Consider the following 18,552-nt stretch of genomic DNA (forward strand, 5'->3'; position numbering starts at 1 on the left):
CGAGATTAAGGCGAGCATGTGACTGCTCGCCTTTTCAATTGGACCCGTCTGAAAATACACACGGCAAAAAAACGAAAATAAAAGTTCCGAAGTCTGTTTGCATGGGGCAGGATCTGGAGGCCGGAAGATGGAAGCTTATTGGCTTTTGGCGAAGCCCTAGGTATTTCCATGCCCAGCGGGTGCCGAGTCGGCCAATGCGAGAGCGGTGTGCTGGACGTCTAGCTCCTGTCGCTGGCCAAGCATCGCTGCGCCCGCGGAGCATCGCCGGATAAGGTGCTTGTTTTTCCGGGGCCTGCGCTTCAGTTGGGTTGCTCCGCAATCTCGTCCACGCGGTCGGGGTAAAAGGCCAGATAGTCCTTGATTTGTGCAACGGCAGGCGGTGGCGCTTCGTAAGTCCATACCGCATTGACCGAGCGGGCACCGCCCAGGGGTATGCTGTAGTAGCTTGCGTCGCCTTTGTATGGGCAGTGGGAAGTATGGTCGGTTCGTTCAAGCAGAGACATAACCACGTCTTTGCGCGGGATGTACTGAACCGCGGCGTACGAGGCTTCGTGCAGCGCCAGCGCTTCGCGCGTATCGGCAACTGTCTTGCCCGCAAGGCGCACAATCACCCTGGCCGGGCTTTTCGCGATAGTAATCGGGTGGTCGGGACCCGGAGTCTTCACCTGCTTTCCGTTCATGACCTGTCCTCCTGTGGAAGTGCCCATGGCAGGATGCGGCATGGGCCGAGATATTTATAATAATCCCGGCCAAAACAATGGGTGATTGTTGTGCCGTTGTCCCGATCAAAAAGAGGGCGGCACGGTTTCGCGCCACTGCCCCGGCAACAAGTCTTCCAGGCTCCAGTTGCCTACGCGAACTCGTATCAAGCGCAGCGTCGGCAGTCCGACCGCGGCCGTCATGCGCCGTACCTGGCGGTTGCGCCCCTCGTGGATGGTCAGCTCCAGCCAGGCGGTCGGCACGCTAATGCGAAACCGCACAGGCGGATGCCGCGGCCATATTGCCGGGGTGTCGATCAATTGCGCCAGGGCCGGCAGTGTTGGGCCGTCATTCAATACTACCCCGGTGCATAAATGCCGCAGCTGCTCTTGCGTTGGCGCGCCTTCCACCTGGACCCAATAGGTCTTGGCCATTTTGTGCTTCGGATCGGAAATGCGCGCCTGCAAACGGCCGTCGTTGGTCAGCAGAAGCAGGCCTTCACTGTCGCGATCCAGGCGCCCGGCTGGGTAAACGTCGGGGACGGGGACGAAGTCCTTGAGCGTGGAGCGGCCCTGGCCGTCGCTGAATTGAGGCAGGACGTTGAAGGGCTTGTTCAGGACAATCAGCCTGGGCTGGGCCGGCGGTGTTTGGGAAACGCGGTGTACGCCTGGCTTGTTGAGGCGGGGCTGGCGGATCAAGCGAGAGGAAGAAGGCATCCGGTAGTCACCAAAGACGGGATGCGATCAGTGTAACCGGCAGGCGTAAAAGAAAATATCAAAATTGGCTACAAGGCGCCAGCGGATTCTTGCCAGCTTCCGGTACCCGTCAACTGTTCTGAATAGCGTACGGGCGACCAGTGTATCGGCAAGGCATTGGCAATGCGTCGGACTGTATGCAGGTGAAACTGTATTAGGCGCTGCGCGCCGGTAAAAGCGCTTACCTCGGGTCCGTCCCAAATAATATGCGCATCGCCCGCAAGGTAAAGAAGGTCCGACGAGTCGAAGTCGATGAAGAGCAGGCCTGCGCGTGGATTGCGTACAAGATTGCCGATGGTATTGAACAGAAAGTTTCCAGTGAAATCCGGGAACGTCAGCGTCTGATCGTCGTCTATGCGTATAAAGCCGGGCCGACCGCCCCTATGGGAAACATCGGCGCCTTGGGCAGTTTGATCCTGTTCGCTGAAATAGGCGGACGCGATAAAAAATGTATCGGCGCGGCTTAACAAGCCTTGATCGTCCTTACTGAGCCGATCTGTATCGGGAAGGCGGCGGATTGAGTCAGGGGCTTTGTCTTTGATCGGGCTGGGCTCCCGCGCTTGTATGTACTTGCGGCAGTTGCCGAAGCTCTGCCGGACTGCCATAGTCAGGCTGTTGTCGTCGATTGCCGTAATCGCTCCGTTCACGCGATTGCGTCGACCAGTGGTGAATTGAATGCCCAGCAAGCCTACGAATGATCCGGCGCGCAGCTGTCCATGCAAAGGGCTGTGTGGCGGTATGGTGGCGGCAACATGCAAAGTCCGCTCATCGGGCGTGGTAATGAATCCGGGTTGGCCCGCAAGAACAGTAGGCCATGGCTGCCCGGCGGCGTCGGCGGCGCCGATAAGCAGGAAGGGCCGCTCGGCAAAGAACTGGCAGTGCTGATCGGGCATATAGTCGCGGATGCCAGCTTTGCGTGCGATGGCGTCGATGCGCTCACGAACGCCAAGACGATCCTGCACGGCCAGCTCGCCCGCATGGAACGGAGACTCTTTTGCTGTCCATCCGCGTAGCATGGAAGTGTTTGGCATGGTTGATTCCAGGATGCGATAGCGAAAAAGAGGGCGCCCTAGCCTATTATTCGGTTCAAAGGCTAGGCTTTGATTGCCGTCATGGGGACGAATCCAGGCAAGGCTTCAATATGCTTGAGCCAGGCCCGTATGTTTGCGTAGGGTTCAAGCGATATGCCGCCTTCCGGTGCGCGTGCGATGTAGGCATAGGCTGCCACATCGGCCAGGCTGGGCGTTTTACCCAATACGAATTGCTTGTCGTGCAGCTCGACGTTCAGCACATCGAATAGTGCTGTCGATATGGCCTTGGCGCGCTCATAGTCCAGCGGCGCCCCGAGTATTTTTACCAGGCGTGCGGCATTGGGGCCGTTATATATATTGCCGGCCGCCAGTGAAAGCCAACCCTGCACCGTTGCGGCGCGTACGGGGTCGTGCGGTAGCCATGTTCCGTTGTCGTATTTGCTTGCCAGATAGACCAGGATTGCATTGGAGTCGTATAGCGTGACACTGCCGTCTTCAATGACAGGCACCAGGCCGAAGGGATTTTTTGCAAGAAATTGGGGACGCTTGTGTTCTCCATGCGCAAGATCGACGGAAATGAACTCGTGCGGTAAGTCCAGCAAGCTTAGAAACAGGAGAACGCGATGGGTGTGCCCAGATAATGCCGATCCGTAAACGCGTATGGGCTGAGCGGGTTTGGTAATGGCCATTTGAGTGCCTGCAAAAAAGGGTTGCGGGAAACAGGCTGTCGGGTGTTTGCTGCCACGATCTGCCTGTATATAGAGAGTAGCGCTGTTGACCTTGCAGAAAAAGCGGATAATTAAGGTTTAATAATCCACTAATAATGGACAACTTGTATGAACAAGCTAGCTTCGATCAATCTTAATCGGCTGGTTGTGTTTGTTGCGGTAGCCGAATCCAGCTCATTGACGGCGGCTGCCGCTAAGCTGGGAATCGCAAAAACCATGGTCAGTACGCATATGCAGCGGCTTGAAGCGGAGCTGGGCGCCAGCTTGCTGGTGCGCACTACCCGACGCTTGAGCTTGACCGAAGCCGGACAAGCGTTTTATGCCTCGGCTCGAAGAATATTGAATGACGTCGATGACGCTGTGCTGGAAGCGGGTAGCGCTACGGCGGAGCCGCGTGGGACGTTGCGGGTTACAGCGCCTATCGATTACGGCGCCGCAATTATTACCCCCGCGCTTGTCGCGCTGCGTGCACGTTATCCGGCATTGAAGATTGAACTGATCTTGGGCGACACGCGGTTTGACCTGATTGCGGAAGGCATTGACGTTGCGATTCGGCTGGGGCGCTTGGCGGACTCAAGCCATCAGGCGACCAAGGTGGGCAGCTATGCGAAGTGGCTGGTTGCCAGTCCGAAGTTCCTGCAGGGTGTCGGGCGTTTGCGCATGCATGAAGAACTGGGGGATTTGCCTTTTATTTCGCTGTCCGTGCTGGCACAGCCTTTGTCGTTTGTATTTGAAAAGGCGGCGGGAGAAAAGTGCTTGGTTCTATTCAAGTCCGTGTTTTCGGCTAATACGGCCAATGCCTGCCGGGCAGCGGCGCTGGCCGGCGGCGGCCTTGCCGTCCTGACGGATTTTTCGATCAGCGAGGATGTGGCGGCAGGGCGCTTGATCCGTATCTTGCCTGAATGGACTTTGCCAAAGGCTGAGATCCACGCGGTTTTTCCCGCCGCACGGCATCGCTCAGTTAAAGTGCGTGTTTTTGTCGACGCGCTGAAAGCCCTGGCGTCCACCGCTAATTTGGCGGGCAACAACGCACCGAAGGGAAAAGGGGCCAACATGGCCGGGCGGGCATAGCGGCTTAGCCCGAGGGCTGCCGCCTTTCGGCGGCTTGCAGATTGCCGCCGGCCATGAATCTACTGGGGAATATGTTGGGCGACTTCGTGTTCTATTCGTCTGTCGGGTATCAGCCACATGCAGGCGGCCGCGACATAAAAGGCGCCCGAAGCCCATTGCGATACGAACGAGGCGCCAATGCCCAGCAAGTACAGTACGGGAGAGATTTTTCCTTTTATGTCGCGGCCGACCGCGTGTGCCAGGATTGAACCGGCTCCTTGCAGTTTGATGATTCCTTGCTGCAGGATGAAGTAGGCGATAGCGCAGCACAGTAAATTTATGCCGTAAAGAAACAGCGTGGCCGCAGCGAAGTGGTTCTCGCCCATCCATCCCGTCGTGAAAGGCAACAGCGAAAGCCAGAACAGCAGGTGCAGATTGCTCCATAAGACCGTACCGTTGACCCGGCTGACCAGATGCAGCATGTGGTGGTGATTGTTCCAGTAGATGCCCAGGTAGATAAAGCTGAGGACGTAGCTGAGGAAAACGGGCAGAACCGATCCTATTGCCGCAAGCGTCGGCTCATGGGGCACTTTCATCTCGAGCACCATGATCGTTATGATGATCGCCAGCACTCCGTCGCTGAAGGCTTCGAGACGATTTTTTCCCATGGTCCGCTCCCGTTTAATTAAGGCGATTTTACGCGGGCCGCAGGTTTGCCGCCATTGGCCAGGAGCTTGTCGGTAAGCTTGTCAAGCAAAAGGTTAAGGTGGTCTTGTTCGGCCTGGGTCAGCACTGAAAGCATGGAGGACTCCAGCGCGTGGCCGATGACGTCGCTGGTGGCGCGCAGTTTTTTTCCGCGTGGGGTGGGCCATAGCTGCAGCAGTCGGGCGTCGCTGCGGTGGGGGGAGCGTCGAATGAGCTTGAGGGCAAGCAGTTCGGCCAGCACTTTGGATATGGCGGTTTTTTCTACCAGGGTCATCTCGCGCAAGCCGGTGGCTGTTACGCCCGGGTTATCGCAGATGGCGCGCAGCAGGCGTAACGAACGCACGTCAAGCCCCACTTCGCGACGGTAAAGTTCATTGGCGTCGCCAAGCATTTCTGCTTTGAGTAGATCAAGCTTGAAAGTCAGGTAGTTTGCATATTCTGAACGACGTGATTGGGTCTCGTTGGTTGTTTCTGCCATACGTCATTTAGCCTTGATTTCTATATTGTTTCTCATTTTTCCTCGCCTCTGATTCTATATTAGCGGCAGAACAGTTTGCAGGAAAGGCCGGGAAACAGATGCGCCGGAATTTGAATCAAGGCGTCGGTTACTGGGGTTTTGCGCCGCGCCCCTTGCGTAGCAGGCGCAGGCCGTTGGCGACGACCAGCAAGCTGGCGCCTACGTCGGCAAAGACGGCCATCCACATGGTGGCATCGTCGAAAATGGCCAAGTAAAAGAACACGGCCTTGATGCCCAGGGCCAGGGCAATGTTTTGCCACAGCACCGAATGTGTATCGCGCGACAGCTTGATGGTTGCGGCAAGCCGGTGCAGGTCGTCGTTCATGATGATGACATCGGCAGCTTCCATGGCAATGTCGGTTCCGGCGGCGCCCATGGCAAAGCCGATATCGGCTTGCGCCAAGGCCGGCGCGTCATTGATGCCGTCGCCTGCCATGCCGGTGAGTCCATAGCGCTGCTGGATTTCCTGGATGGCTGCAAGTTTTTCTTCCGGCAAAAGATTGCCGCGCGCGTCATCAATGCCTGCCTGGCGGCCGATGGCCCGCGCCGTTGCGTTGTTGTCGCCGGTGAGCATTACTGGGGCAACGCCCAGCGCCTTGAGGTTGGCGATGGCGTCGCGGGAGGATTCCTTGATGCTGTCGGCCACGGCAAAGACGGCCAGCACGGCATCGCTGGATGCCAGCAAGGTAACGGTGCGCCCCGCCACTTCGTGGGCTTTCAGCAGCAGTTCGAGTTCGGCGCTGCACTGCCCTCTTTCTTCTATAGTCCGGTGGTTGCTCAGCACGTATTGCTTGCCGGCAATGGTGCCTTTGATTCCCCGGCCAGGGAGGGCTTCGAAGTCCTGGACTTCTTGCGAGGACAGGCCCAGCCCGAGTGCGATGGCCTGCGAAACGGGGTGGTCCGAGCGGCCGGCCAGGCTGGCTGCTATGGAGGCCGTGTGGTCTTTGGAGGCCGTATTGGAGACAAGCTGCCATTCGGCCAGCTTGGGCTTGCCGACGGTGATGGTGCCGGTTTTGTCCAAGGCGATGGCTTTAAGCTTGCGTGCCTGTTCCAGGTAGATGCCGCCCTTTATAAGGATGCCGCGGCGGGCGGCGGCCGTCAGGCCGCTGACGACTGTGACAGGGGTGGAGATGACCAGCGCACAAGGGCAGGCGATGACAAGCAGTACCAATGCTTTGTAGATGGCCTGGAATGCAGTCCAGTCGAACAGCAGCGGGCCGATTGATGCCACGGCGATCGCCATGATGAAAACCGCGGGGGTGTAGACGGAGGCGAATCGGTCGACAAAGCGTTGTGTGGGTGCACGGCTGCCTTGAGCTTCTTCGACGGCATGGATGATGCGGGCCAGGGTCGAGTCGCTTGCCGGAGCGCTGACTTCGAATTCCAGCGAGCCTGACAGGTTGATGGTGCCGGCAAATACCGGGTCGCCCACGGACTTTTCAACCGGGATGCTTTCCCCGGTTACCGGAGCCTGGTTCACCGCGCTGGCGCCGGCGGTAACAATGCCGTCCAGAGCAACACGTTCGCCGGGCTTAAGGCGCACGATGGCGCCGGGCCGCACGGAGTCGGCCGGCACGGTTTCCCATTTGCCGCCCGGCAGCGAATCGCGTAGCGGTGAAGCGTGGGGGTCCCCATCGCCGCCGGGCCGCCCCAAGGCAGATGGCGCCCCCTCGGGGGGCAGCGAATCGCGCAGCGATGAAGCGTGGGGGTCCCCATCGCCGCCGGGCCGCCCCAAGGCAGATGGCGCCCCCTCGGGGGGCAGCGAATCGCGTAGCGGTGAAGCGTGGGGGGCCCCACCATTGTCGGGCTGGCGTACCTCGGCCGTTTCGGGGGCCAAGTCCAGCAAGCCCTTGATGGTATGGCGGGCGCGGTCGACCGCGCGGGCTTCTATCAGCTCGGCCAGCGCATACAAAGCCATGACCATGGCGGCTTCAGCCCATTGACCCAGCAAGAACGCGCCGGTTACCGCGACGCTCATGAGCGCGTTGATGTTCAGCCTGCCGTGGCGCAGCGCGGCAAAGCCCTTGGAGTAGGTGTCGAATCCGGCCAGGCCGATTGCAATGGCTGCTATGCCCATTCCGGCTATTTGCCATGCCTGGGTTTGCGGCGCAAAAAAGACCAGGCTTTCCGCTGCCGCCGCAAATAGAAGGGCCAGGACGAGTCGGCCCGTTCCGCCCGAGAAACCGAGCACTTGGCCGCCGCGCGCTTGCGGCGCGCCGCTGTGGCCAGAAACTTCCTGAGGTGTGAAGCCGGCTTTGCGTATGGCCGCCAAGGCGGCTGGCAGTACATCGGGCGACGCATTGATGATCAGGGTACGGGCGCCAAGATAAAAGCGCAGACTGCGGATGCCGGCTATAGGCTCCAGGGCCCGGCGAATTTCGGACTCTTCCGCGGCGCAGTCCATGGTGGCAATACGGTAGGCGGTGCCTGCCGCAGTAAGTGCTTCTTTGGGCAGCGGTGAAGCATGGGGGCCCCCATCGCCGCAGGGCCGCCCCAAGGCCGATGGCGCCCCCTCGGGGGGCAGCGAATCGCGCAGCGATGAAGCGTGGGGGCCATCATGATCGTGGCTGTGGCTGTGGCTGTGGCTGTGGCCGCAGCAGGATGGCGTGGTGTCGTCGGCGAAGGCTTTCATGGCGGTTTTCCTTATGTACTTTGCCAATTTAAAACCCTATAGCGACTTCAGGGTCAAGTCATTTCGCTTGATTTGTCGAAGGGCGAGGCGCTGTACGGATCGGGCGTTGATTATTTCGCGGCACAACCCTATACTTACTATAAGGTTTGTTGTGCAAAGGAGTCCAGCATGAACATCAAGATCGGCGAACTGGCCAAGCGTACTGAATGCCAGGTCGAGACCATACGGTTTTACGAGAAGGAAGGCCTTCTCCCCGAGCCATTTCGCAGCGATGGCAATTACCGCCTTTATGGCGAAGAGCACGTGGAACGCCTGCGTTTCATTCGTCACTGCCGTACGCTCGACATGGCCCTGGACGATGTGCGCGTACTGCTGAAGTACCGTGACACACCTGACGAAGATTGCGCGCGGGTGAATGGCCTGGTGGACGAGCACATCGCGCAAATAGAAATCCGCGTTGAAGAACTGATGCAATTGAAGCGTCACCTGATTACGCTGCGCGAGAAATGCAAGATCGCCAAGCCGGCAGAGTCCTGCGGCATATTGCAGGCTCTTTCCGATGGCTCCTGCCATTCGGTTGCGGGCCATTCATCAAGCTGAAAATATATTAAGCTGCCGCAGATATATATCTATACAATGACAAGGCTCATATATTCCGGGCTTGCGGCATGTCTTTCACGCTGCTTTGTTCAATCTTCCGTTTCAAGATGAAATCGACATGGAACAAGACGCATTGATTAGCCGTACCATGGCATCGAGCCTGGCATCCGAAATCCGCACGGACATCATCGAAGGCGTGTTGGCTCCTGGGTCCAAATTACGCATCAAGGATTTGTGCGAGCGCTATACCGCTGGCTCAATTCCCATGCGCGAAGCGCTGTCCAGGCTTGCGGCAAGCGGATTCGTCGTCGCCGAGGATCAGCGCGGCTTTCGCGTGTCAGATGTCTCGATGGAAGACCTCATCGACATTACCGAAACCCGTATCCATATTGAATGCCAGGCTTTGCAGCGCTCTATCGAACGCGGCAATCTGGAATGGGAAGAGCTTATTCTTTCAACCCACCATCGCGTCAGCCGGCTGCCAATGAGCACCTCGACGGAGCGGCTGAATCCCGAATGGGAACAAGCTCATGTGGCGTTTCATGCGGCATTGCTGTCTGCTTCAGAATCGAAATGGCTGTGCCACCTGGCCAGCTTGCTGCGAGACCAGACTGCCCGCTACAGGCTGCTTTCGGTCAGCAAGCCGGCCGCGGTCGAGCCCGCCGGCGACGGGCAGCAGCGGATCGTTGTCGATTCGGGCATAACGCGCGACATTGCCGCCGAGCACAAGGCCATGGCCCACGCCGCGCTGGCGCGCGATTCGGCGACAGCCTGCAGTCTGCTCAGAGCTCATTTGCAAGCCACCACAGACATAGTCTTGCGCCAGGCGCAGCAAGACGCAAGCTAAGGCCGCAGCGGCTCGTTGCATTTCCAGGGGCCGGCCCTTGGCTGCGCCGCCTCTTTACGGCGGTGGGCTGTCTTTGTTCTAATCACGGGTAGTCGCAGCCTTTGGCCGCCTACCGTTTAACAATAAAACGGGATAGTCGTCGGCGTGGGGTTTTGCGCAGCGTATATTTATACTGAAATAAACCGGGAGGCTGGCACGCATGGTACGGAAAAGAGGTATTTCAGTTTTGGCGGTAGGCGGCTTGGCTATGGGGGCGTTCTTCATGAGCGCCCCAACGTTTGCCCAGACGGCGGTCGAGCAGGGACAGACACTGGCCAAATCGGGCAGCGGCGCGGTTCTGGCATGTGCCACCTGTCATGGCGCCAAGGGCGAGGGCATGGCGGCCGCCGGTTTTCCTTATTTGGCCGGCCAGGGCGCCAGCTATCTGGACGAGCAATTGCAAGAGTTTGCCACCGGGGCGCGCAGCCACCCGGTCATGGCGCCGATTGCCAAGGCAATGAATCGCAGCCAGATGCAGGCCGCTGCCGCCTACTATGCTTCGCTGGCGGCCCCGTTCGATGCCAAGGCGCTAAGCGGCCATCTTGATACCTATCCCGCCAAAGATGACGCCGGAGCCTGGCTGGCAAACCGGGGCGACTGGAGCAACAATCTTCCAGCCTGTATTCAGTGCCACGGTCCTGGCGGCGTCGGCGTGGGCGAGCAGTTTCCCGCCATTGCGGGGCAGCCTGCCGCCTACTTGCGCGAACAGTTGCTTGCCTGGAAGCAGGGCAAGCGCAATCCGGGACCCTTGAATCTGATGGGGGACATTGCAAAGCGCATGAACGAAGCGCAGATCACAGCCGCTGCCGATTATTTTGCCGGTTTGCCGCAAGCCGCCAAAGCCGCCGCGGCGCCAGCCGAAGGAGCGAAATAATGAAATCGTCTCGCAAACAGTTCATTCGCGGCACCCTGGGCTTGGCTCTTCTGGGACTGGCCGGCGCAGCAGGGGCGCAAGCAGCCGCAGCAGATGCCGCGCCGGCGAGTACAAGTTCCGCACCGCAGTTTACGCCGCCGGCCGCTACCGCCATTCCCGATGACGCCTTCGGCAAGGTGGTAAAACAGGGGCAGGACATATTCCTCAAAACCGGCCTATATGCCGGCAAATACGTCGGCAACAATTTGAACTGCGTCAGTTGCCATATGGATGCGGGGCGCCGCAGCGACGCTTCGCCGTTGTGGGCCGCCTATGTGCTGTATCCGGCATATCGCGCCAAGAACGGGCATGTGAATACCCTGGCCGAACGTTTGCAGGGCTGTTTCCAGTACAGCATGAACGGCGCCAAGCCGGCGGCCGACAGCGAAACCATCGTGGCGCTTGAAAGTTATATGTACTGGATGGCCAAGAACGCTCCGACCGGCGTCAAGCTTGAGGGCCAGGGCTTCAAGCGGCTTCCCAAGCCGGCTCAGCCGGCCGACTATACGCGCGGCCAGCAGGTGTTCCAGAAAAATTGCGCCTTGTGCCACGGTGCCAATGGGCAGGGTCAAAGCGTCGAGGGCCATATGGTGTTTCCGGCTTTGTGGGGCGACGACTCCTTCAATTGGGGCGCCGGCATGCACAGCATTCCGACGGCCGCCGCTTTTATCAAGGCCAATATGCCTTTGGGCAAGGGCGGTTCCCTGACCGACCAAGAGGCCTGGGATGTTGCGTACTACATGAACGCCCAAGAGCGCCCGCAAGATCCGCGCTTCAATGGTTCTGTCGAAGAAACACAGAAAAAATACCACGACGCGGCCACGGACCTGTATGGACAGACGGTTAATGGCAAGGTCCTGGGCGCCAACTCCACGCCGCACGGCGGAATGCTAAGGACGAAGGCGCCGTCGGCATCGAAGCCGGGCGCATAGCAAGGGCCAAGGGTTTATTGTTTTTTCGCCTGTGCCGGCAGCAGTGCCAAACGCGGCAGGCTTCTTTTGAGTCACTTTTTAAGGTATGTGAATGGACGAGCAATTGAAAGACCGGCTGGAGATTCGGGACCTGATCGAAAATTGGGCCGTATGGCGCGATGCAGGTGACTGGGACCGGTTCGCGACGGTCTGGCACGACGACGGGGTAATGATGGCGACCTGGTTTCAAGGCCCCGCCCTTGACTTCATTCGTGTGACGCAGGAAGGATGGGCCAAGGGAGTAAGCATATTGCACTTCCTTGGCGGAACATCCATCGACTTGAAGGGCGATCGCGCCATCGTCCAGACGAAAATGACTATTTCGCAGCGCGGCGATGTCCAGGGCGTGCTGTGCGATGTCGTTTGCACAGGCCGCTTCTACGACTTCCTGGAAAAGCGCGATGGCCGCTGGGGCATGGTGCTGCGCCAGCCCATTTACGAAAAGGACCGCGTCGATCCCGTGGATCCCGCGGCGCGTTTGGAGCTTGATCGCGAGGCGCTTGCCGCATTTCCCGCGGGCTATCGCCATCTGGCCTATATTCAGACGCAAATCGGCTACAAGGTCAAACTGGACATGCCACAGCTTGTGGGCGCCGAGGTCGAGAAGCTTTACGTGCGCGGCCGCGACTGGCTAGCTGGCAAGCCGCTGTAACGCATTTTCAGGCGCCTTCGGGGCAGTAATTTAATTCCGGCTTATTTGCCCCGGCATGGTGCTATGATTAACGAGCTTTTCGCTTCCTGGTGGCAGCGGTAAGGGCCGCCTGTTTCAATACACTTACGTATGCAGGAGACGCCATGGATCGCCGAAACTTTCTTCGTTTGTCATCCACCGCCGGGGCTTTGTATGCCGCCTCGGGTATTGCCGGCTTGCCGGCGCGAGCTGCCACGACGCACATTGACTCAGGCTGGCGCACGTTTGAATTGGCCACGGAAATCAATGTGGCCGATTCCGGCGCCCATGCGCGTATCTGGATTCCTATACCGGATGCACACAACACTTCTTATCAGCGGGCGGCCACCACTACCTGGCAGATAGGGGGCGGCGGAAGCGCCCAACTCATGCACGCACCGGGTTCCAATGTGCAGATGCTGGCCGCTCAATGGCCAGACGCGGGGCCTTCGCGCACGGTCTCTGTCACCAGCACATTTCAGATTCGTAACCGGCAAGTCGACTTGACCCAACCGCCGTCGGCCGATGCGCCGCCCGAAAGCAGGGCGGTTCTTGAACGTTATCTGCAGCCTACCGCGTTGCTGCCTACCGACGGCATCGTCAAGCAGACCGCCGAACGCATCATTCGCGGCAGGCGAGGGGATATTGAAAAAGCCCGTGCTATATACAACTGGGTGGTCTTGAATACCTGCCGTACGGCCTCTACCCGGGGCTGCGGCATCGGCGACGTGCGCTATATGCTTACCGCGAATGATCTCAATGGCAAATGCGCCGACATCAACTCCTTGTTTGTGGCGTTGGCTCGGGCTTCGGGCATTCCTGCGCGGGATGCCTACGGCATACGCGTGGCCGATTCCCAACTGGGCTATCAAAGCCTCGGCGCCTCTGGCGATGTTACGGGGGCGCAGCATTGCCGTGCCGAATTCTACGCGGCGGGCTATGGGTGGGTGCCGGTGGATCCCGCCGATGTGCGCAAGGTCATGCTGCAGGAAAGCCCGGGTAATTTGCCGCTTGGCGACCCCAAAGTACATGCAGCCAGGGTTATGTTGTTCGGGGCCTGGGAAATGAACTGGGTGGCGTACAACCATGGTCACGATGTGGCGCTGCCTGGCACTCAACACGGCGCGGTGCCTTTCTTGATGTACCCGAACGGCGAGTCCAGCGATGGCCGTTTCGACAGCCTGGACCCCAAAACTTTCAGTTATCGCCTCAAGGCGCGTCAGTTGACGACGTGAAGCGCGCGCGGTGCTGTTTGCCGCTTCAAACAGCACCATCGCATCAACTGTCTGGACGAACCATAGTCCCGGATGGCATTATCTCTTTTAAGCTTAAAGGAGATATTGGGCATGACGTACGACGCGGTAATTATCGGCGCGGGGCATAACGGCCTGGCTGCCGCAGTGGATCTGGCGGCCAAGGGCTGGAAGGTGGTGGTGGTCGAGGCCAGGGCCGAGGCGGGCGGCGCGGTCAAGACGCAAGAACTTACCCTGCCGGGCTTCCGGCACGACTGGGGCGCGATGAACCTTTCCATGTTTGCCGGTTCGGCGTTTCATGCGCGCTATAAAGACGAACTTGCCGCGCATGGGCTTGGCTTTGTGCCCGCGCCGCATTGTTTTGCCAGCGTTTTTCGCGACGGCGGCTATTTGGGCGTAGGCACGGATGTCGAGCAGACCGTGGCTGGCATACAGGCCATTTCCGAACACGACGCCCAGGCCTGGCGCAAGATGCTCGAGCATTTCGGCGAGCATGCTCCGCACATTTTCGGGATACTGGGTTCGCCGATGCCCTCATGGGCAGCGCTCAAGGTTGTGTGGCGCGCCTGGCGCAAGCTGGGCACTGCCGGCCTGTATGGCCTGCTGCGCTTGATGCTTTCATCCCCGCGCGACTTTCTTGCCGCGAATTTCGAACACAATCATGTGCGCACCCTGATGGCAACCTGGGGCCTGCATGTGGACTTCGCGCCGGATGCGGCAGGAGGTGCGCTGTTTCCCTATCTTGAATCCATGTCGAATCAGGCTTTCGGCATGGTCATTGGCCAGGGCGGGGCCGATACCATCATCAAGTCCATGGTGGACTTGTTGCGCGCCAAGGGCGGCGAACTGATCCTGAACGCCCCGGTTCAATCGATAATTACCGGCGGCGGCGCGGCAACCGGCGTGCAATTGGCGGACGGCCGCGTCTTATCGGCCCGGCGAGCCGTCATTGCCAATGTGAACCCCAAGAACGTGTTCGGTGCTTTGCTGCCCAACGGCGCCGCCCCTCAGGCGTTCGAGTCCAAGGTCCAGGCGTTCCGCCCCGGCCTGGGCACCATGATGATCCACCTGGCCTTGAAGGAATTGCCTCAGTGGCTGGCAGGTGAAGAACTGAGAAAGTACGCCTATGTGCATGTGGCGCCCGACATGGCGATGATGTCGCGCGTTTATGCCGAAGCTGCCGAAGGTTTGCTGCCGGCCGAACCGGTGCTTGTTGTCGGCCAGCCTACGGCGCTTGACCCGTCGCGTGCGCCGCAAGGCCAGCACGTGCTTTGGATCCAGGTACGCGTCTTGCCTGCGGTGATCAAGGGCGATTCGCTGGGCACCATTGGCGCTACCCACTGGGATGAGGCGGGCGAGGCCTATGCCGAGCGGGTGCTGGATGTTCTTGAACGGTATGCGCCCGGTGTGCGGCAGAATATTCTTGCGCAGAAGGTCTTTTCGCCCCTGGACCTGGAGCGTGAGAATCCCAACCTTATCGGCGGAGACAGCGTCTCGGGCAGCCACCATTTGGACCAGAACTTTATATTCCGGCCCGTGGCGGGGTATTCGCGCTACCGTACACCGATCAAGTCTTTGTATTTATGCGGAGCCTCGACTTGGCCGGGAGCTGGTACGGGGGCAGGGTCGGGCTTCATGCTGGCTAATCTATTGACTGAATAGCCCGGGCCCGTCCATGGGTTTATTCCGGCCTGGCGGTATGGCATCATGGCAACAGGTGTCTGCATGACCGCGGCCGGGCACGGCCAATGCAGGCTTGTGTCGTCATATTGAGCTTGAAAAGGGGGGTGGCAATGGTCCCAGTTGTAAAAGGCTTCTTCGACTCGGTCACCGGCACCATTTCGTATGTAGTGTTCGAACGCGCTGGCTCGGCCTGCGCCGTCATTGATACGGTCTTGGACTATGAACCGAATTCGGGCCGTACGCATACCGCTTCGGCGGATGCGATTATTGCCTTCGTTCGCGAACATGAGTTGACGGTTCAGTGGCTGCTTGAAACCCATGCCCATGCCGACCATCTGTCGGCGGCCCAATATATGCGCCAGCAATTGGGCGGTACCTTGGCCATAGGCACGAATATTATGCAGGTGCAGGGTGTATTCGGGAAAATCTTTAACTTTGAACCCTCGTTTGCGCAGGACGGCAGCCAGTTCGACCGTTTGTTCGGCGACGGCGATACCTTCGCCATAGGAAATCTGCCCGCACGGGCGCTGTCCGTGCCGGGCCATACGCCGGCCTGCATGGCCTACCAGGTAGGCGACGCTGTATTTGTGGGCGACACATTGTTCATGCCCGATGTGGGCACGGCGCGTTGCGACTTCCCGGGCGGCGACGCGCATATTCTGTATCGGTCCATACGCAAGCTGTTCGACTTGCCCAATACGGCGCGTCTTTTCATGTGTCACGACTACCCTACGGAATCCAGGCCCGAACCCGCATGGGAAGCCACCGTCGCCCAGCAGCGCGCCGACAACATCCACGTGCACGACGGTGTTACCGAAGAACAGTTCGTCGCCATGCGCACCGCGCGCGATGCAACCCTGGAGCTTCCTACGCTTATCGTTCCGTCGATACAAGTCAATATCCGCGCGGGCGAAATGCCGCCGCCGGAAGACAATGGCGTACGCTATCTGAAGGTTCCGCTTAACACCTTGTAGTTGTGCAAAGCCGCATTGCCGAGATCGTTAATATATGAACATCGCGCTGGCTGGCGCCGCCGCCGTGGCCGCCCAGCCCGTGGCGGCCGCCTCCGAGCCAGTTCATTCCGATTTGCGCGTGCATCTTCTGGGTAAGCACTTACGCGCACAACATATAAAGGACCGCTGGTCGTCGGCGAAGATTTAATGACCTTCGACATCGGCGATAAAATCACCGTCAGTAAAACGCAGCCCAAGGAATAGGCGAATGAAGACGGCAAGAGAGTGCGCACAATAGGAATCATCGCGGCCTTGCAGCCGGAAATTTCGGGCTTGCTGGATTAGAGCCCGGTACTCGCCTATACCGATGTAGTATTGAAGTTTCTGGAATAGGGCGCTGGGCGACATGGGCTTACCCATGAAGGCGCTTCGCACTTATTCCTGCCAACTTCAATCAGCCGGAGGCGCGAGATGGATGTCAAGGTATATAAGGGCGAGGGCAAGGTTCAGCGCATTATCGAGATCGGCCGGCATAAGCTGGTAACCGATGTGCCCGAGGCTTTGGGCGGCGAGGACGCCGGCCCCGAGCCGCACGACCTGGTGGCGGCCGCGCTGGCGGGCTGCACGGCGCTTACCGTAACTTTGTACGCGCAGCGCAAGGGTTGGGACGCGCAGGATGTTCAGGTGCGTGTCGAGCACGAACTCAAGGACGGGGTATTGAACCTGACCCGGCACATTCACTACGTGGGCGAACTGGACCAGGAGCAACGCGACCGGCTTACTGAAATCGCGAATAAGTGCCCGGTGCACAAGATGCTGTCGGCGCAGATTCGCATTGATACGCGTGAAGAATAGCGTAGCGGCAAAACCTGGGCCGGTTTCCTTCGGTAAAATGCTTCTTACGACGTTGTAAGAGGTAATAATGACTTTTGTAGTAACCGAAGCGTGTATCCAGTGCAAATATACGGATTGCGTCACTGTCTGCCCGATGGACTGCTTCCTGGAAGGTCCCAATTTTCTGGTGATCAATCCGGACGAATGCATAGACTGCTCTATTTGCGTGCCGGAATGTCCGGTGGGGGCCATCGTTGCGGACACCGACCTTGCCCCGGCGCAGATGCATTTTCTCGAGCTTAACCGCGACTTGTCCCGCAATCGGCAATGGACGCGTATTTCGCACGCCAAAGCGCCCTTGCCCGAACACGAAAAGTGGGCGGGCGTTACGGACAAGCTGGGGCTTTTACAACGCTAAAAAGACGCAGGCCTGGCCGCGCCCGGCGCCTGCGCGCCCGCGGCGGCATGGGCGAGCTACACTGTATTTTTCATCAAAATGGGTAATTCCGGTGACAGACGAAGAACGTTTCATCGACCTTGAAGTCAAGCTGACCCGCCAGGAGGATTTGACGCAAGAGTTGAACGAGGCCGTCTATCGGCAGCAAAGGCAAATCGATGAGTTGCAGGCGCTATGCAAGATGCTGATGGGACGCCTGAACGATGCCTCTGGCGGAGCGGACGCCTACGTGCACGAAAAGCCGCCGCATTATTGAACTCGCGGCGGCTAGGCCGCCTGGCATGCGCCAAAACCAACAAGAGCGAGGAGGCTATCCATGCGCAGTGACGATTTGACCAACGAACAGCTGGAGGCGATGCAGACCAAGCTGGCTGCCAGCGAGCCGTATCGGATTGCGTTCGAGGATGAAGCGTTCATGACGAGCAAGGCATTGCGGCCAGTGCGGCTGCAACTGGAGCTGCTCAAGCCGGAACATAACCTGCAACGCTGCGAGGTGGACTCTACCGTGGTGGTGTTCGGCAGCGCACGTATTCTTCCCCCCGATCTGGCGATAATGAACCTGGAGCTGGCCGAGCAGCACGCTCGTAAAAACGAAAACAATGCGCAGGCCCGGCGTGACCTGATAAAAGCCCGCAAGCGGGTCGAATATTCGCATTATTACAACGAGGCCAGGCGGTTTGCCACCATGGTTTCCCAGCGCTTCCAGCCACATAGCCCGAACCGCCTGGTGGTGGTGACGGGGGGCGGGCCGGGCATTATGGAGGCCGGCAATCGCGGCGCCTACGACGCCCGGGCCATGAGCATAGGCCTGAACATTACGCTCGAGCACGAGCAACTGCCCAACCCGTTCATCAGTCCCGAACTATGCTTTCACTTTCATTACTTTGCATTGCGTAAAATGCATTTCTTGATGCGCGCGCGCGCATTGGTGGCTTTTCCTGGAGGCTTCGGCACTATGGACGAGCTATACGAGGCTTTGACGCTGGTTCAGACCAGAAAGATGTCGCCCATGCCGATTATCCTGGTGGGGCGGGATTTTTGGTCCAAGGCCATGAATGTTGATTTTCTTGTAGAAGAAGGCATGATCGATGCCAAAGACAAGAAATTGATGGAAGTAGTAGAAACGGCTGAAGAAATCATGGAAATTCTTGAGCGTTTGCCCGCCAAGGGCGCGCCGGGCCGTGTGCCGTAACGCGATGTGCCATAACAAATACA

General features: G+C 58.9%; 21 protein-coding genes. 14 read left to right on the forward strand and 7 right to left on the reverse strand.

All coding sequences use genetic code 11. From position 1 onward, the window contains the following. Window positions 1-299: 299 nt before the first annotated feature. From DFR37_RS13670 to DFR37_RS13685, 4 genes are all read right to left on the reverse strand, one after another. Window positions 300-680, reverse strand: coding sequence for a DUF427 domain-containing protein (locus tag DFR37_RS13670; protein ID WP_113933875.1), 381 nt, complete (start codon window positions 678-680; stop codon window positions 300-302). Between the two features lie 105 nt (window positions 681-785). Further along, complete coding sequence (locus DFR37_RS13675) at window positions 786-1,415, reverse strand: pseudouridine synthase (RefSeq protein WP_113933876.1); 630 nt, start codon at window positions 1,413-1,415, stop codon at window positions 786-788. A gap of 68 nt (window positions 1,416-1,483) precedes the next feature. Then, the gene (locus tag DFR37_RS13680) at window positions 1,484-2,485 is read right to left on the reverse strand and encodes a pyridoxamine 5'-phosphate oxidase family protein (protein ID WP_113933877.1); all 1,002 of its coding nucleotides are present in this window, start codon (window positions 2,483-2,485) and stop codon (window positions 1,484-1,486) included. Between the two features lie 62 nt (window positions 2,486-2,547). After that, window positions 2,548-3,174 (reverse strand): glutathione S-transferase family protein, encoded by a 627-nt coding sequence (locus DFR37_RS13685; RefSeq protein WP_113933878.1) that lies wholly within the window; start codon window positions 3,172-3,174, stop codon window positions 2,548-2,550. A gap of 147 nt (window positions 3,175-3,321) precedes the next feature. Here DFR37_RS13685 and DFR37_RS13690 point away from each other — a divergent pair, with 147 nt between their 5' ends. Continuing rightward, window positions 3,322-4,284: a LysR family transcriptional regulator gene (locus DFR37_RS13690; RefSeq protein ID WP_113933879.1), complete on the forward strand. Its 963-nt coding sequence runs from the start codon at window positions 3,322-3,324 to the stop codon at window positions 4,282-4,284. Between the two features lie 59 nt (window positions 4,285-4,343). On the opposite strand, the gene DFR37_RS13695 is transcribed toward DFR37_RS13690, so the two are convergent. The 3 genes from DFR37_RS13695 to DFR37_RS13705 all read right to left on the reverse strand — a co-directional run bounded on the left by DFR37_RS13695 (window position 4,344) and on the right by DFR37_RS13705 (window position 7,889). Then, a complete protein-coding gene (locus DFR37_RS13695) occupies window positions 4,344-4,931 on the reverse strand; it encodes a TMEM175 family protein (RefSeq protein ID WP_113933880.1) in 588 nt (195 codons plus the stop codon). 17 nt (window positions 4,932-4,948) lie between these two features. After that, complete coding sequence (locus tag DFR37_RS13700; protein ID WP_113933881.1) at window positions 4,949-5,446, reverse strand: MarR family winged helix-turn-helix transcriptional regulator; 498 nt, start codon at window positions 5,444-5,446, stop codon at window positions 4,949-4,951. Between the two features lie 127 nt (window positions 5,447-5,573). Next, window positions 5,574-7,889, reverse strand: a complete 2,316-nt coding sequence (locus DFR37_RS13705; protein WP_242341858.1) for a heavy metal translocating P-type ATPase — start codon at window positions 7,887-7,889, stop codon at window positions 5,574-5,576. Between the two features lie 396 nt (window positions 7,890-8,285). Here DFR37_RS13705 and cadR point away from each other — a divergent pair, with 396 nt between their 5' ends. The 13 genes from cadR (at window position 8,286) to DFR37_RS13770 (ending at window position 18,529) form a co-directional block, all read left to right on the forward strand. Next, complete coding sequence (gene cadR, locus DFR37_RS13710) at window positions 8,286-8,717, forward strand: Cd(II)/Pb(II)-responsive transcriptional regulator (RefSeq protein ID WP_113933882.1); 432 nt, start codon at window positions 8,286-8,288, stop codon at window positions 8,715-8,717. A gap of 118 nt (window positions 8,718-8,835) precedes the next feature. Continuing rightward, window positions 8,836-9,564, forward strand: a complete 729-nt coding sequence (locus DFR37_RS13715; RefSeq protein ID WP_211317251.1) for a GntR family transcriptional regulator — start codon at window positions 8,836-8,838, stop codon at window positions 9,562-9,564. Window positions 9,565-9,763: 199 nt separating this feature from the next. Beyond that, on the forward strand, window positions 9,764-10,477 hold the full coding sequence (locus DFR37_RS13720; protein WP_113933883.1) for a c-type cytochrome: 714 nt from the start codon (window positions 9,764-9,766) through the stop codon (window positions 10,475-10,477). Next, a complete protein-coding gene (locus DFR37_RS13725; RefSeq protein WP_113933884.1) occupies window positions 10,477-11,448 on the forward strand; it encodes a c-type cytochrome in 972 nt (323 codons plus the stop codon). Before DFR37_RS13720 ends, DFR37_RS13725 begins: the two co-directional genes overlap by 1 nt. Window positions 11,449-11,539: 91 nt before the next feature. Then, window positions 11,540-12,139, forward strand: a complete 600-nt coding sequence (locus DFR37_RS13730; RefSeq protein ID WP_113933885.1) for a nuclear transport factor 2 family protein — start codon at window positions 11,540-11,542, stop codon at window positions 12,137-12,139. Window positions 12,140-12,282: 143 nt separating this feature from the next. Continuing rightward, the gene (locus DFR37_RS13735; protein ID WP_113933886.1) at window positions 12,283-13,392 is read left to right on the forward strand and encodes a transglutaminase-like domain-containing protein; all 1,110 of its coding nucleotides are present in this window, start codon (window positions 12,283-12,285) and stop codon (window positions 13,390-13,392) included. 111 nt (window positions 13,393-13,503) lie between these two features. Then, window positions 13,504-15,072 carry a phytoene desaturase family protein gene (locus DFR37_RS13740; protein ID WP_113933887.1) on the forward strand — a complete coding sequence of 523 codons (1,569 nt, stop codon included), beginning with the start codon at window positions 13,504-13,506 and terminating at the stop codon, window positions 15,070-15,072. A gap of 131 nt (window positions 15,073-15,203) precedes the next feature. Further along, window positions 15,204-16,067 (forward strand): MBL fold metallo-hydrolase, encoded by an 864-nt coding sequence (locus DFR37_RS13745; protein WP_113933888.1) that lies wholly within the window; start codon window positions 15,204-15,206, stop codon window positions 16,065-16,067. A gap of 34 nt (window positions 16,068-16,101) precedes the next feature. Further along, entirely contained in the window at window positions 16,102-16,254 is a 153-nt protein-coding gene (locus DFR37_RS23015; protein ID WP_170139919.1) for a hypothetical protein, read from the forward strand. A gap of 263 nt (window positions 16,255-16,517) precedes the next feature. Then, window positions 16,518-16,901 carry an OsmC family protein gene (locus DFR37_RS13755; RefSeq protein WP_113933889.1) on the forward strand — a complete coding sequence of 128 codons (384 nt, stop codon included), beginning with the start codon at window positions 16,518-16,520 and terminating at the stop codon, window positions 16,899-16,901. 67 nt (window positions 16,902-16,968) lie between these two features. Beyond that, window positions 16,969-17,298 carry a ferredoxin FdxA gene (fdxA, locus tag DFR37_RS13760; RefSeq protein WP_113933890.1) on the forward strand — a complete coding sequence of 110 codons (330 nt, stop codon included), beginning with the start codon at window positions 16,969-16,971 and terminating at the stop codon, window positions 17,296-17,298. Between the two features lie 91 nt (window positions 17,299-17,389). Next, entirely contained in the window at window positions 17,390-17,593 is a 204-nt protein-coding gene (locus DFR37_RS13765; protein ID WP_113933891.1) for a SlyX family protein, read from the forward strand. A 60-nt stretch (window positions 17,594-17,653) separates the two neighbouring features. Further along, window positions 17,654-18,529 carry an LOG family protein gene (locus DFR37_RS13770; protein ID WP_113933892.1) on the forward strand — a complete coding sequence of 292 codons (876 nt, stop codon included), beginning with the start codon at window positions 17,654-17,656 and terminating at the stop codon, window positions 18,527-18,529. Window positions 18,530-18,552 lie beyond the last annotated feature (23 nt).

Source organism: Eoetvoesiella caeni, from assembly GCF_003315175.1.
Lineage (GTDB): Bacteria > Pseudomonadota > Gammaproteobacteria > Burkholderiales > Burkholderiaceae_B > Eoetvoesia > Eoetvoesia caeni.

Bases quoted from the DNA above. Each gene is read 5' to 3' on its own strand.
- DFR37_RS13670 (WP_113933875.1), bottom strand. From the start codon at position 680: ATGAACGGAAAGCAGGTGAAGACTCCGGGTCCCGACCACCCGATTACT.
- DFR37_RS13680 (WP_113933877.1), bottom strand. From the start codon at position 2,485: ATGCCAAACACTTCCATGCTACGCGGATGGACAGCAAAAGAGTCTCCG.
- DFR37_RS13715 (WP_211317251.1), top strand. From the start codon at position 8,836: ATGGAACAAGACGCATTGATTAGCCGTACCATGGCATCGAGCCTGGCA.
- DFR37_RS13770 (WP_113933892.1), top strand. From the start codon at position 17,654: ATGCGCAGTGACGATTTGACCAACGAACAGCTGGAGGCGATGCAGACC.
- DFR37_RS13725 (WP_113933884.1), top strand. From the start codon at position 10,477: ATGAAATCGTCTCGCAAACAGTTCATTCGCGGCACCCTGGGCTTGGCT.
- DFR37_RS13730 (WP_113933885.1), top strand. From the start codon at position 11,540: ATGGACGAGCAATTGAAAGACCGGCTGGAGATTCGGGACCTGATCGAA.
- DFR37_RS13735 (WP_113933886.1), top strand. From the start codon at position 12,283: ATGGATCGCCGAAACTTTCTTCGTTTGTCATCCACCGCCGGGGCTTTG.
- DFR37_RS13690 (WP_113933879.1), top strand. From the start codon at position 3,322: ATGAACAAGCTAGCTTCGATCAATCTTAATCGGCTGGTTGTGTTTGTT.
- DFR37_RS13720 (WP_113933883.1), top strand. From the start codon at position 9,764: ATGGTACGGAAAAGAGGTATTTCAGTTTTGGCGGTAGGCGGCTTGGCT.
- DFR37_RS13685 (WP_113933878.1), bottom strand. From the start codon at position 3,174: ATGGCCATTACCAAACCCGCTCAGCCCATACGCGTTTACGGATCGGCA.
- DFR37_RS13705 (WP_242341858.1), bottom strand. From the start codon at position 7,889: ATGGACTGCGCCGCGGAAGAGTCCGAAATTCGCCGGGCCCTGGAGCCT.
- fdxA (WP_113933890.1), top strand. From the start codon at position 16,969: ATGACTTTTGTAGTAACCGAAGCGTGTATCCAGTGCAAATATACGGAT.
- cadR (WP_113933882.1), top strand. From the start codon at position 8,286: ATGAACATCAAGATCGGCGAACTGGCCAAGCGTACTGAATGCCAGGTC.
- DFR37_RS13695 (WP_113933880.1), bottom strand. From the start codon at position 4,931: ATGGGAAAAAATCGTCTCGAAGCCTTCAGCGACGGAGTGCTGGCGATC.
- DFR37_RS23015 (WP_170139919.1), top strand. From the start codon at position 16,102: ATGAACATCGCGCTGGCTGGCGCCGCCGCCGTGGCCGCCCAGCCCGTG.
- DFR37_RS13755 (WP_113933889.1), top strand. From the start codon at position 16,518: ATGGATGTCAAGGTATATAAGGGCGAGGGCAAGGTTCAGCGCATTATC.
- DFR37_RS13745 (WP_113933888.1), top strand. From the start codon at position 15,204: ATGGTCCCAGTTGTAAAAGGCTTCTTCGACTCGGTCACCGGCACCATT.
- DFR37_RS13740 (WP_113933887.1), top strand. From the start codon at position 13,504: ATGACGTACGACGCGGTAATTATCGGCGCGGGGCATAACGGCCTGGCT.
- DFR37_RS13675 (WP_113933876.1), bottom strand. From the start codon at position 1,415: ATGCCTTCTTCCTCTCGCTTGATCCGCCAGCCCCGCCTCAACAAGCCA.
- DFR37_RS13700 (WP_113933881.1), bottom strand. From the start codon at position 5,446: ATGGCAGAAACAACCAACGAGACCCAATCACGTCGTTCAGAATATGCA.